At 73.2% G+C, this 12,574-nt stretch carries 10 protein-coding genes; 3 read left to right on the plus strand and 7 right to left on the minus strand.

Annotation, left to right across the window (positions count from 1 at the left end; all coding sequences use genetic code 11):
- Nucleotides 1-125: 125 nt before the first annotated feature.
- Together ACP7TJ_RS10455 and ACP7TJ_RS10460 are read left to right on the plus strand one after the other, a co-directional pair.
- Nucleotides 126-854: an MBL fold metallo-hydrolase gene (locus ACP7TJ_RS10455; protein ID WP_367447319.1), complete on the plus strand. Its 729-nt coding sequence runs from the start codon at nucleotides 126-128 to the stop codon at nucleotides 852-854.
- Nucleotides 855-888: 34 nt separating this feature from the next.
- Nucleotides 889-1,695, plus strand: coding sequence for a DUF3097 domain-containing protein (locus ACP7TJ_RS10460; protein WP_093764822.1), 807 nt, complete (start codon nucleotides 889-891; stop codon nucleotides 1,693-1,695).
- Between the two features lie 181 nt (nucleotides 1,696-1,876).
- Here ACP7TJ_RS10460 and hemW read toward each other — a convergent pair whose 3' ends face one another.
- The 5 genes from hemW to lepA form a co-directional block, all read right to left on the minus strand.
- Nucleotides 1,877-3,109 (minus strand): radical SAM family heme chaperone HemW, encoded by a 1,233-nt coding sequence (gene hemW, locus ACP7TJ_RS10465; protein ID WP_367461483.1) that lies wholly within the window; start codon nucleotides 3,107-3,109, stop codon nucleotides 1,877-1,879.
- A gap of 84 nt (nucleotides 3,110-3,193) precedes the next feature.
- Nucleotides 3,194-5,287: an ATP-binding SpoIIE family protein phosphatase gene (locus ACP7TJ_RS10470; protein WP_093764823.1), complete on the minus strand. Its 2,094-nt coding sequence runs from the start codon at nucleotides 5,285-5,287 to the stop codon at nucleotides 3,194-3,196.
- Nucleotides 5,288-5,512: 225 nt separating this feature from the next.
- On the minus strand, nucleotides 5,513-6,454 hold the full coding sequence (locus ACP7TJ_RS10475; RefSeq protein ID WP_367491629.1) for an NADP-dependent oxidoreductase: 942 nt from the start codon (nucleotides 6,452-6,454) through the stop codon (nucleotides 5,513-5,515).
- A gap of 104 nt (nucleotides 6,455-6,558) precedes the next feature.
- On the minus strand, nucleotides 6,559-8,433 hold the full coding sequence (locus ACP7TJ_RS10480) for an AMP-dependent synthetase/ligase (RefSeq protein WP_167743198.1): 1,875 nt from the start codon (nucleotides 8,431-8,433) through the stop codon (nucleotides 6,559-6,561).
- A gap of 245 nt (nucleotides 8,434-8,678) precedes the next feature.
- Nucleotides 8,679-10,547 carry a translation elongation factor 4 gene (gene lepA, locus ACP7TJ_RS10485; RefSeq protein ID WP_266396949.1) on the minus strand — a complete coding sequence of 623 codons (1,869 nt, stop codon included), beginning with the start codon at nucleotides 10,545-10,547 and terminating at the stop codon, nucleotides 8,679-8,681.
- Between the two features lie 251 nt (nucleotides 10,548-10,798).
- Here lepA and rpsT point away from each other — a divergent pair, with 251 nt between their 5' ends.
- Entirely contained in the window at nucleotides 10,799-11,065 is a 267-nt protein-coding gene (gene rpsT, locus ACP7TJ_RS10490) for a 30S ribosomal protein S20 (protein WP_006136062.1), read from the plus strand.
- Nucleotides 11,066-11,268: 203 nt separating this feature from the next.
- On the opposite strand, the gene holA is transcribed toward rpsT, so the two are convergent.
- Together holA and ACP7TJ_RS10500 are read right to left on the minus strand one after the other, a co-directional pair.
- On the minus strand, nucleotides 11,269-12,258 hold the full coding sequence (holA, locus tag ACP7TJ_RS10495; RefSeq protein WP_266396952.1) for a DNA polymerase III subunit delta: 990 nt from the start codon (nucleotides 12,256-12,258) through the stop codon (nucleotides 11,269-11,271).
- A gap of 68 nt (nucleotides 12,259-12,326) precedes the next feature.
- The gene (locus ACP7TJ_RS10500; protein ID WP_093764829.1) at nucleotides 12,327-12,572 is read right to left on the minus strand and encodes a hypothetical protein; all 246 of its coding nucleotides are present in this window, start codon (nucleotides 12,570-12,572) and stop codon (nucleotides 12,327-12,329) included.
- Nucleotides 12,573-12,574 lie beyond the last annotated feature (2 nt).

Here is a 12,574-nt window from a genome sequence, read left to right on the forward strand (position 1 = left end):
CCTGGCACTCTTCGCACGCGAGTGCCAGACTTCCCCGGCCCAGTGTACGGCCGGGGGGTACGGCGTCGGCAAGGCCGGTCCGTGCCGCGGTGCCGGGTGCCGCCGTCCCCGCTAGCGTCCCGGTCATGACCGTGACTTGGGAAGAGTCGGGATGGGAGCAACTGGCGCCGGGGGTCGGGCGGCGCCGGCTGCCGGGGTGGGACTGCACGGCGGGGCTCGTGGTGGGCGGTGACGGCGTCCTGGCCGTCGACGCGGGCTCCCGTCTCGCCGAGGGCGCGCGACTGCGGACACAGGCGCGGGAGCTGACCGGCCGCCGTGTGACGCATCTCGCGCTCACCCATCCCCACTTCGACCACATCCTCGGGGCGCCGGCGTTCGCGGACGCGGAGGTGTACGGCGCGGTCGGCCTGGACGTGGCGCTCGCCGGGCGGGGGCGGGAGGAGCTGCGCGCGGACGCGGTGCGCTGGGGTCTCGACCCGGCGGCGGCGGACGAGGCGGTGGCCGCGCTGGTCCCGCCCCGGCACGCGGTGTCCGGCGAGTGGACGCTGGACCTGGGCGGCGGCCGTCAGGTGCTGCTGGCGAACGTCGGCCCCGGTCACACGGCGTACGACCTGGCGGTGCTGGTGCCCGGCGACCCGGAGGTGGTGTTCTGCGGCGACCTGGTCGAGGAGTCGGACGAGCCGCAGGCGGGCCCGGACGCCGTGCCGTCCCGCTGGCCCGCCGCGCTGGACCGGCTGCTGCGGCTGGGCGGCGAGGACGCGGTGTACGTCCCCGGTCACGGCGCGGTGGTCGACGCGGCGTTCGTACGGGCCCAACGGGACGCGCTGGCGGCCCGGTTCGGCGTGTCGGAGTGATCATCGCCCCGGTGTTCCTCGTATCGTCGGCAGAATGCGCCAGTACTCCGCCGATCTGACCCCTCCGTGGAAGAAGCCGCAGTCCGTCCCCGAGGTGCCGGCCGAGCCGGGCCTCGTGGTGGAGGAGCCCGGCACCGGGTTCTGCGGCGCCGTGATCCGCTGCGAGGCCGGCACGGTGACCCTGGAGGACCGCTTCGGCAAGCACCGGGTGTTCCCGCTGGAGCCGCGCGGGTTCCTGCTGGAGGGCCGCGTGGTCACGCTGGTCCGCCCCTCCGCCGGCCCGGCCCGCCCCACCCGCACGGCGTCCGGCTCGGTGGCCGTCCCCGGCGCACGGGCGCGCGTCGCCCGCGCGGGGCGCATCTACGTCGAGGGCCGGCACGACGCCGAGCTGGTCGAGAAGGTGTGGGGCGACGACCTGCGGATCGAGGGCGTGGTCGTGGAGTACCTGGAGGGCGTGGACGACCTCCCGTCGATCGTGGAGTCCTTCGCGCCCGGGCCCGACGCGCGGCTGGGGGTGCTGGTGGACCACCTGGTGCCGGGCACCAAGGAGTGGCGGATCGCGCAGGGGGTGACGAGCGAGCACGCGCTGGTGGTCGGGCACCCGTACATCGACATCTGGGAGGCCGTGAAGCCGGCGTCGGTCGGCATCGAGGCGTGGCCGCGGGTGCCGCGGGGGGTGGACTGGAAGACGGGGGTGTGCCGGGCGCTGGGGTGGCGGGTCGCCCACACCGGTGAGGCGTGGAAGCGGATCCTGGACTCCGTGCACTCCTACAAGGATCTCGAGCCCCAGCTTCTGGGGCGGGTGGAAGAACTGATCGACTTCGTCACGGCGCCGTCGTGACAACCGGTTCTCGCCCGACCCCGGGGCTCCGCCCCGGACCCCGCTCCTCAAACGCCGGAGGGGCTACAAGTAGCCCGTCCGGCGTTTGAGGACGAGGCCCGCCAGGGCCGACGAGGGGGGTCTGGGGGCGCAGCCCCCAGGGTCGGGACGGGAAGGGGCGGCGGGGGCGAAAAACCTCTGGTCAGTCGACCAGATCGCGGACCACGGCGTCAGCCAGAAGGCGTCCCCGCAGGGTGAGGGCCGCGTGGCCCCTCTCGAAGGGCTCGGGACGGAGCAAGCCGTCCGACAGCGCACGGTCGGCAGCCGCCCGCCCCTCCTCCCGGAGGAGATCCAGCGGCACCCCGTCCCGAAGCCGAAGCTCCAGCAGGATCCGCTCGACCCGCCGGTCCTCCGAGGACAGCACCTCCCGTCCCGCCCCCGGCGACCGCCCCTCCGCCAGCGCCGCCGCATACGCGCCCGGATGCTTGACGTTCCACCACCGCACCCCGCCCACGTGCGAGTGCGCCCCGGGCCCCGCGCCCCACCAGTCGGCACCGCGCCAGTACAGCTCGTTGTGCAGGCAGCGGCCGGCCTCCGACGTGGCCCAGTTCGACACCTCGTACCAGTCGAAACCCGCCCCCGTCAGCATCTCCTCGGCGATCAGGTACCGGTCCGCGTGGACGTCGTCGTCCGTCATCGGCACCTCCCCCCGCCGGATCCGCCGGGCCAGCTGCGTGCCCTCCTCGACGATCAGCGCGTACGCGCTCACATGGTCGGGCCCCGCACCGACCGCCGCCTCCAGGGACGCCCGCCAGTCGTCGTCCGACTCCCCCGGCGTGCCGTAGATCAGGTCGAGGTTGACGTGGTCGAAGCCGGCCGCGCGGGCCTCGGTGACGCACGCCTCGGGCCGGCCGGGGGTGTGCGTGCGGTCGAGCACCTTCAACACGTGCTGCCGGGCGCTCTGCATGCCGAAGGAGACGCGGTTGAAGCCGCCGGCCCGCAGCTCGGCGAGGTAGGCGGGGTCGACCGACTCGGGGTTCGCCTCGGTCGTGACCTCGGCGTCCGGCGCGAGCCCGAACTCCTCGCGGATCGCGCCCAGCATCCGCACCAGGTCGCCGGCGGCGAGCAGCGTGGGCGTGCCTCCGCCGACGAACACCGTGCGCACCGGCCGCGGGTCGTCGCCGAGCACCTTGCGGGCCAGCCGGATCTCGTCGACGAGGGTCTCGGCGTAGTTGTCGCGGGAGGCCAGCACGCCGCCGGTGCCGCGCAGCTCGGTCGCGGTGTAGGTGTTGAAGTCGCAGTAGCCGCAGCGGGTCGCGCAGTAGGGGACGTGCAGATAGAACCCGAGGGGGCGGTCGGCCGCCCCGGCGAGCGCGGACGCGGGCAGCGCGCCGTCGGCGGGGACGGGCTCGCCGTCGGGGAGTGCGGAAGGCATGTGCTCCATTGTCCCGCACCCGGGCCGTTCCCCTCCGCGCCGGCCGAGCCCCCTCACCGCACTCCCCGCCGGCTCGGCGTCGCGTCACTCCGCCTGGAGCACGAGCAGGGCCATGTCGTCCGCCGGGGGCCGCGCCCCGAACTCGTGCACGAGCCGGGTGATCCGGTCCGCTATGGCCCCGGCCTCCATCCCGGCGCAGCCCGCCAGCGCCAGGGCCAGTCCGTCCCCGTCGTCGAACTGCCGCGACCCGGAGCGCCGCTCGGTGACCCCGTCGGTGACGCAGAGCAGGGTGTCGCCGGAGTACATCTCGAAGGTCTCGCTGGTGTACCCGGCGTCCTCGACGACCCCCAGCAGCGTCTGCGGCTGGGCGACGGCCCGCACCGCGCCCTCGGGGTCGAGGAGGAGCGGCAGGGGGTGGCCGGCGGAGGCGAGGGTGCAGCGGACGCCGCCCTCGAAGGGCACCAGTTCGCCGTAGAGGAGGGACAGGAAGCGGGTCTGCGGGCCGTCGCCGGGGGCGGTGGGCCGTGCTCCGGCCGCCACCAGCGCGCGGGCCGCCGCGTCCGCCGCCTCGGTGGCGTCGTCGAGGAGGAGCTGGTTGAGCCGGTCGAGGACGTCGGCGACCCGGTAGCCCTCGCGGGCGAGCAGCCGCAGCCAGGGGCGGACCAGGCCGATGACGACGGCCGCCTCGGGGCCCTTGCCCTGGACGTCGCCGACGGCGAAGCACCAGCGTCCGTGGCCGGCCGGGAAGAGGTCGTAGAAGTCGCCGCTGGGGCCGCCCTTGTCGCACGGTTCATGGACGAGGGCGCTGCGCACGCCGGGGATCTCGGCGACGGCTCCCGGCAGCAGGCCGCGCTGGAGCACGGCGCTGATGGTGGCCTGGCGGGCGTACCGCCGGGCGGCCCCGATGGCGAGCGCGACCCGGCGGCCCAGGTCCTCCACGAGCCCGGTGATCTCGTCGGGGAAGCGGTCGATGCCGCCCCGCCCGATCACCAGCGTGCCGAGCGGGCGGCCCCCGGCGACGAGCCGGTACGCGAGCGCGGTCCCGGGCGGCGTGAGGGCGGGTCCCTCGGCCTCGCCGGGCGCCGGTCCGTCGGCGGCCTCCGCCGGGCCGCCCGCGTGCCCGGGCAATTCCGGCGTGTGCGGGTCGCCGCCCCCCGCGGCAGTGGCCCGAGGCCACGGATACGGCACGGGTCCCGTGCCGAGCGGGTCGTCGGACTGCGGCGGCGGGCAGGCCTCCAGCGCCCGGCTCAGCTCCTCGACGAGGTGCTCGCCGGCGTGCCAGACGCGGGCGAGGCGGCCGCCCGCGCCGGGCCGGCCGCCGGGTGCGGTGGCCTCGTCCTCCAGCCAGACCGCGCACCAGTCGGCGAGCCGCGGCACGATCAGCTGGCCGGTGAGCGAGGCGACCAGGTCCTCGTCCAGCTGCCCGGCGAGCAGGTCGGACGCCTCGGCGAGAAAGGACAGCGCGCCCCGGCCCAGCCAGGCGCCGTCGCGTCCGGGGCGGCGGGCCAGCCAGTCGTCGCCGTAGGAGGCGGCACGCCAGGCGTCCCGGGGGCCCTCACGCGGGCCGTCGCGGGGTCCGGTGCGCCCGTGCGGGGCGAGGGGGTCGAGCGGGTCGGCGGCGAGGAGGGCGGCCGCGTGCAGGTCCCGCGCCGGGGCGCGCTCCCCGGCGTACGCGGCGGGCGGGTCGGCGGGCGTCTCCTCGCGCGTCGGCAGCCGCGCCCACACCGTCTTGCTGCCGGCGCGGTAGGTGACGCCCCAGGACTCGGCGAGGGCGGCGACCATGCGCAGGCCGCGCCCGTACTCCGGGGTGCCGTGCGCCGGCCCCTCCGCCGTGTCGTCGCGCGGCGGGCGGGAGGGGTGCCGGTCGGCGACCTCGACGACGAGCGCGCCGGTGTCCTCCTCCAGCCGGCAGGTCAGACACACCTCGGTGCCGGCGTGCACGACCGCGTTGGTGACCAGCTCGCTGGCGACCAGGGCGGCGTCGTCGCCGACGCGGCCGGTGAGGAGGTCGGCGCCGTCCGCCGTGGACTGCGCCCACTCCGCCAGCGCCTTGCGCAGCAGCGCGCGTGCGGAGCCCGGCGCGAGGGGACTTCCGGACAGCGTCGCCTCCACCCGCGTGCTCCCCCGCGTGTCGGAGGCGCACGAGGTGGTCTCCCGTTGGGTCGGAATGGCCCGCATGGGCAGCTCCCCGGGCAGTTCGTACGAAGAGAACTCGATCGCTTGCCGACAGGGTGACAGAACGGACCCGCCCATAAGCGTGGAGTCACGAAAGTGGATCGCTTGTCGGGGGAACAGCCCTACGGTTTTGGTCAAGAACGACACCGCGGCCGCTCCTTCTCGGTCATCGCCGAACGCGAAGGGGTCAGGCCCGCGCAGCACGGCGCGGGCCCGGCCGGAAGGGCCTCAGGAGAAGTCGAGGACCAGGCGCCCGCGCAGACCGCCGACCTCGAGCAGCCGGTGCGCCTCGGCCGCGTCGGAGGCGGGCAGGACCTTGGCGACGCGCAGGGACAGCACACCCTTCTCGGCCTGGAGCCGCAGGGTGTCCAGCAGGGCGGTGTCGGCGCGGACGCTCGCCACGAAGACCGGGGTCACCGTGACGCCGCGCTCGGCGGGGCCCTGCCAGCCGCGCAGCGCGACGAAGGCGCCGCCGTCCGCGACCGCGGGGACGGCCTCCTCACGCTGGTCGGAGCCGTCCACCAGGCCGGGCACGCCGGCGGGCGCCAGCTCGCGGATGCGGGCGGCGACGTCCGTGCCCCGGTCGACGACGTGGTCGGCGCCGAAGCCGCGCACCAGGTCGCGGTCGTGCGGCGCGGCGTCCGCGACGACGGTCAGGCCGTCGGCCTTCGCGAGTTCGACCGTGTATCCGCCGACGGCGCCCGCCGCGCCGGTCACGGCGACGGTCGCGCCCTTGGGCAGCGCGAGGGTGTCGAGGGCCAGCCGGGCGGTGGCGGCGTTCATCAGGAGGGTGGCGGCCTCGGCGTGGTCCGTCCCGGCGGGCGCGGGGACGACGGACTCCGCGGGCACGACGATGTGTTCGGCGTAGGCGCCACGCGGACCGGTGGGGATCACGAGGGCGACGACCCGTTGCCCCACGGCCAGCCGGCCGTCGGCGCCGGGGCCGAGCTGGTCGATCACGCCGGCCGCGTCCATGCCGGGCACGTACGGCGGCGGGACGTCCGTCGTCCGGGCGGCGTAGGCGCCGGTGCGGAGCATGGCGTCGGTGGGGTTCACGGCCGCGGCGTGCACCCGGATGCGGACCTCGCCGGGTCCGGCCTCGGGGGTGGGGAGGTCCACTTCCCGCAGGACGTCGGGACCGCCGTAGGTGGTTAACGCGATTGCCTTCATGGCGAGAGGCAACCGCGCCGGCCCCGGAACGATTCCCGGGACCGGCGACAGGAAGCGGAGGACCGGCGTCGGCCGGGAGAGCGCGTCCCCCGGCCGACGGGGCGTCACTTCTCGCGCGCGCCCTCGTACATCTCCTCGATGAGGTGCTTGTACTCGCGCTCCACCACCGGGCGCTTGAGCTTCAGGCTCGGGGTGATCTCGCCGTGCTCCACGTCGAGGTCGCGCGGCAGCAGACGGAACTTCTTGATGGTCTGCCAGCGCTGCAGTCCCTCGTTGAGCTGCTTGACGTAGCCGTCGACCATCTCGACCGTGACGGGCGCCGCGACGATCTCCGCGTACGGCTTGCCCTCCAGGCCGTTCTCGGCCGCCCAGGCGGTGATGGACGGCTCGTCGAGCGCGATGAGGGCGGTGCAGTAGTTCCGGTCGGCGCCGTGCACCAGGATGTTGGAGACGTACGGGCAGACCGCCTTGAACTGGCCCTCGACCTCGGCCGGCGCGATGTACTTGCCGCCGGAGGTCTTGATCAGGTCCTTCTTGCGGTCGGTGATGCGCAGGTAGCCGTCGGCGGACAGCTCGCCGATGTCGCCGGTGTGGAACCAGCCGTCCTCCTCCAGGACCTCGGCGGTCTTGTCGGGGAGGTTGTGGTAGCCCTGCATGATGCCGGGGCCGCGCAGCAGGATCTCGCCGTCGTCGGCGATGCGGACCTCGGTGCCGGGCAGCGGCTTGCCGACGGTGCCGGTGCGGTAGGCCTCGCCGGGGTTGACGAAGGAGGCCGCGGAGGACTCGGTGAGGCCGTAGCCCTCCAGGATGTGGATGCCGGCGCCGGAGAAGAAGTAGCCGATCTCGGGCGCGAGGGCGGCAGAGCCGGAGACGCAGGCGCGCAGCCGGCCGCCGAAGGCCTCGCGGATCTTGGCGTAGACGAGCTTGTCGGCGAGGGCGTGCTTGGCGCGCAGTCCGGCCGGGGCGGTCGCGGTGCCGGTGCGGCGGAAGTTGTCCTGCGTGACCTTGGCGTACTCGCGTGCGACGCCCGCGGCCCACTGGAAGATCTTGTACTTGGCGCCCCCGCCGGCCCTCGCCTTGGCGGCGACGCCGTTGTAGACCTTCTCGAAGATGCGGGGGACGGCGGCCATGTAGGTCGGCTGGACCACCGGCAGATTCTCGATGATCTTGTCGACGCGGCCGTCGACCGCGGTGACGTGGCCGACCTCGATCTGGCCCGAGGTGAGCACCTTGCCGAAGACGTGCGCCAGCGGCAGCCACAGGTACTGCACGTCGTCGGCGTGGACCAGGCCGGTCGCGGCGATCGCCTTGGCCATGTACGACCAGTTGTCGTGCGGCAGGCGCACGCCCTTGGGGCGGCCGGTGGTGCCGGAGGTGTAGATGAGGGTGGCGAGCTGGTCCTTGGTGAGGGCGGCGACCCGCTCCTTGATCAGCTCCGGCTCCTTCTGGAGGCGGGCGGCGCCGCGCTTCTCCAGCTCGGCCAGGGTGATCACGAAGTCGTCGGTGTCGGCGCCCTCCGGGTCGATCACCACCACGCGGGTCAGCTCGGGCAGCTCGTCACGCTTCTCGACGGCCTTGGCGGCCTGCGCGGCGTTCTCCGCGATCAGCACCCGGCTCTGCGAGTCGGAGAGGATGTACGCGGACTCCTCGGCGTTGGTCTGCGGGTAGATCGTGGTGGTGGCGGCGCCCGCGCAGAGGATGCCGAGGTCGGTGAGGATCCACTCGACCCGGGTGGCGGAGGCGAGGGCGACCCGCTCCTCCGGCCGCACGCCCAGTTCGATCAGGCCGGCCGCGATCGCGTGGACCCGCTCGGCGGCCTCGGCCCAGGTCAGCGACTTCCAGTCGTCCGGGCCCTCGCCGGAGGCCGGTGGGACCGGGTAGCGGTAGGCCTCGGCGTCCGGTGTGGCCGCCACACGCTCCAGGAAGAGGGTCGCCACGCTCGGCGGACGGTTCTCGATCAGTGTCTGTGTGTCGCTCACGACATCCTCCGGGGCCCGCGACGGTGCGGCTGGCTCAGTGCGGCTGGGGTTTCCTCGCGGCGTTGTTTAACTCGCGAGTAACTATCGAGCACGGACAGAGTAAGGGTCGACCGGCCACCGCGTAAGGGGCCACGGCCTGTAACTTCACACAAACAGCCATGTGAGGAACGCGCGGGGCCCGCCGCACGCACGCGCGACGGGCCCCGATTCGCCCGGATTGCGGAGTGACCCCCGGTAACCCGCGGCTACTTCTTGGTCTTGCCGGATCCCGCGCTCTCGTCGCTGGAGAGGACGGCGATGAAGGCCTCCTGGGGAACCTCCACGGAACCCACCATCTTCATCCGCTTCTTGCCTTCCTTCTGCTTCTCCAGCAGCTTCCGCTTACGGGAGATGTCACCGCCGTAGCACTTGGCGAGGACGTCCTTGCGGATGGCGCGGATGGTCTCGCGGGCGATGACGCGGGAGCCGATGGCCGCCTGCACGGGCACCTCGAACGCCTGCCGCGGGATCAGCTCCTTCAGCTTGGCGACGAGCCGCACGCCGTACGCGTACGCCTGGTCCTTGTGGGTGATCGCGGAGAACGCGTCCACCTTGTCGCCGTGCAGCAGGATGTCCACCTTGACCAGGCTGGACGTCTGCTCGCCCGTGGGCTCGTAGTCGAGGGAGGCGTAGCCGCGGGTCTTGGACTTTAGCTGGTCGAAGAAGTCGAAGACGATCTCGGCGAGCGGCAGGGTGTAGCGGATCTCCACCCGGTCCTCGGAGAGGTAGTCCATGCCGAGCAGAACGCCGCGCCGGTTCTGGCACAGCTCCATGATCGAGCCGATGAACTCGCTGGGCGCGAGGATCGTGGCCCGCACGACCGGCTCGTACACCTCGTCGATCTTCCCCTCGGGGAACTCGCTCGGGTTCGTGACGGTGTGCTCGCTGCCGTCCTCCATGAGCACGCGGTAGACCACGTTCGGCGCGGTGGCGATCAGGTCGAGCCCGAACTCGCGCTCCAGCCGCTCGCGGATCACGTCCAGGTGCAGCAGGCCGAGGAAGCCGACGCGGAAACCGAAGCCGAGGGCGGCGGAGGTCTCCGGCTCGTACACCAGGGCGGCGTCGTTCAGCTGGAGCTTGTCCAGGGCCTCGCGCAGCTCCGGGTAGTCCGAGCCGTCCAGCGGGTACAGCCCGGAGAACACCATCGGCTTGGGGTCCTTGTAGCCGCCGAGGGCCTCCGTGGCGCCCTTGGACTGGCTGGTGACGGTGTCGCCGACCTTCGACTGGCGGACGTCCTTCACACCCGTGATCAGATAGCCCACCTCGCCGACGCCGAGGCCGTCCGCGGCCAGCATCTCCGGCGAGTTGGTGCCGATCTCCAGCAGCTCGTGGGTGGCGTTGGTGGACATCATCCGGATGCGCTCACGCTTGTTGAGCTGCCCGTCGATCACCCGGACGTACGTCACGACACCGCGGTAGGAGTCGTAGACCGAGTCGAAGATCATCGCGCGGGCGGGGGCGTCCGCGACGCCGACCGGCGCCGGGATGTCGGCGACCACGCGGTCCAGCAGCGCCTCGACGCCGAGACCGGTCTTCGCGGACACCTTCAGCACGTCGTCGGGGTCGCAGCCGACCAGGTTCGCCAGCTCCTCGGCGAACTTCTCCGGCTGCGCGGCCGGCAGGTCGATCTTGTTCAGCACCGGGATGATCGTCAGGTCGTTCTCCATCGCCAGGTAGAGGTTGGCGAGGGTCTGCGCCTCGATGCCCTGGGCGGCGTCGACGAGGAGGATGGTCCCCTCGCAGGCGGCGAGCGACCGGGAGACCTCGTAGGTGAAGTCGACGTGTCCCGGGGTGTCGATCATGTTGAGGATGTGCGTCTTGCTCTTGTCGTGGGTCGGGGCCCACGGCAGACGCACGGCCTGGGACTTGATCGTGATGCCGCGCTCGCGCTCGATGTCCATGCGGTCGAGGTACTGAGCGCGCATCTGCCGCTGCTCGACCACACCGGTCAGCTGGAGCATCCGGTCGGCGAGCGTGGACTTGCCGTGGTCGATGTGCGCGATGATGCAGAAATTGCGGATCAGCGCCGGGGCGGTACGGCTCGGCTCGGGCACATGGCTAGGGATCGCGGGCACGCAGGGTCCTGATTCTTGAGGCGTCCGCATACGTGTGCTTGTCCGTCTGCGGTCTCGGGTCGGATCGATACGTAGCTTCCATGGTCCCACGGGCGGCGACCGGGGACGGGTTTGGGCCACGGAATGGCCCGCTGGTAGTGTGGGGGGCTGTGTCTCATGCCCTCTCAGCGCGAGGCACACCCCAAGAAATCACCCGGTGCGAAACCGTGCGTCCGCGTACGGCCCGTGCCAGAACCTGTAGAGGCTCATTCGTGGCGAACATCAAGTCCCAGATCAAGCGGAACAAGACCAACGAGAAGGCCCGGCTGCGCAACAAGGCCGTCAAGTCCTCTCTGAAGACCGCGATCCGCAAGGCCCGCGAGGCCGCCGCCGCGGGTGACGCCGAGAAGGCCACCGAGTACCAGCGCGCCGCTGCGCGCCAGCTCGACAAGGCCGTCTCGAAGGGCGTCATCCACAAGAACCAGGCCGCCAACAAGAAGTCGGCGCTGGCTCGCAAGGTCGCGGCCGTCAAGGGCTGAACCCCCCTGATCTGACCGTCGGCGGGACCCGGGCGGGCCCTCTCTCATCCGCCCCCGGCCGACACCCCCGAGCTCGTACGCGGCCTGCGTTCGCCACGCGGGTACGGGCTCGACAGCTTCATCCGGAGGCCTCGTCCCCCGCCCTTCCCCAGGGCGGGAGGCGGGGCCTTCGGCATGGGCGCGTCCGCGGCTGCTTCGAAGGGTTACGCCCGGCCGCGGGAGCGGGCCGCGCGGGCGATGGTGACGACCGCCTTCTCCAGGGCGTACTCCGGGTCGTCCCCGCCGCCCTTCACGCCCGCGTCCGCCTCGGCGACCGCGCGCAGCGCCACGGCCACCCCGTCCGGGGTCCAGCCGCGCATCTGCTGGCGCACGCGGTCGATCTTCCACGGCGGCATGCCCAGCTCGCGCGCCAGGTCGGCGGGCCGGCCGCCGCGCGCCGAGGACAGCTTGCCGATGGCCCGCACGCCCTGCGCCAGCGCGCTGGTGATCAGCACCGGGGCCACGCCCGTCGACAGCGACCAGCGCAGCGCCTCCAGGGCCTCGGCCGTGCGTCCCTCGACCGCGCGGTCGGCGACCGTGAAGCTCGACGCCTCGGCCCGGCCGGTGTAGTAGCGGCCGACGACCGCCTCGTCGATGGTGCCCTCGACGTCCGCGACCAGCTGCGTCACCGCGGAGGCCAGCTCACGCAGATCGCTGCCGATGGCGTCCACGAGCGCCTGGCACGCCTCGGGCGTCGCCGAACGCCCCGCCGTCCGGAACTCGCTGCGCACGAACGCCAGCCGGTCCGCCGGCTTGGTCATCTTCGGGCAGGCCACCTCCCGCGCGCCCGCCTTGCGCGCCGCGTCCAGCAGGCCCTTGCCCTTCGCGCCGCCCGCGTGCAGCAGCACGAGGGTGATCTCCTCGGCGGGCGACGACAGGTACGTCTTGACGTCCTTGACCGTGTCGGCCGACAGGTCCTGCGCGTCGCGCACGACGACGACCTTGCGCTCGGCGAACAGCGAGGGGCTGACCAGCTCGGCGAGGGTGCCCGGCTGGAGCTGGTCCGGGGTCAGGTCGCGTACGTCCGTGTCGGCGTCGGCGGCCTTCGCAGCGGCCACCACCTCCCGCACGGCACGGTCGAGCAGCAGCTCCTCCGGGCCCACGGCGAGCGTCACGGGGGCGAGGGGGTCGTCGGATGCGTTCTTCCTGGCCATCGCCGACAAGCATCCCACGGGCCACCGACATCACCGCCCGCCCGAGCCGTTCAGCCAGGAGCTACGGCCTACGGCTCCTCGCGCCAGCCGTCCCACCCGGCGACGAACTCGTTCAGCTCACCGGCGTCCAGCCGGCCCGCCTCGTCCCTCAGGACGACGAGCCACTGCGCGTCCTCCGCGTCGTCCTCGCCCGCGAGGGCGTCCCGCACGAGCCGCGGCTCCTCGTCCACGCCGAAGCGCTCCTCCAGCGCCTCGGCCACCTCCTCGGCCGCGTCCCGGTCGGGCAGCACCAGCACATGTCGCACATCACTCACAC

Origin of the sequence: Streptomyces sp. DSM 41931, from assembly GCF_050271085.1 — a bacterium.
In the GTDB taxonomy this organism is placed as follows: Bacteria; Actinomycetota; Actinomycetes; order Streptomycetales; family Streptomycetaceae; genus Streptomyces; species Streptomyces albogriseolus.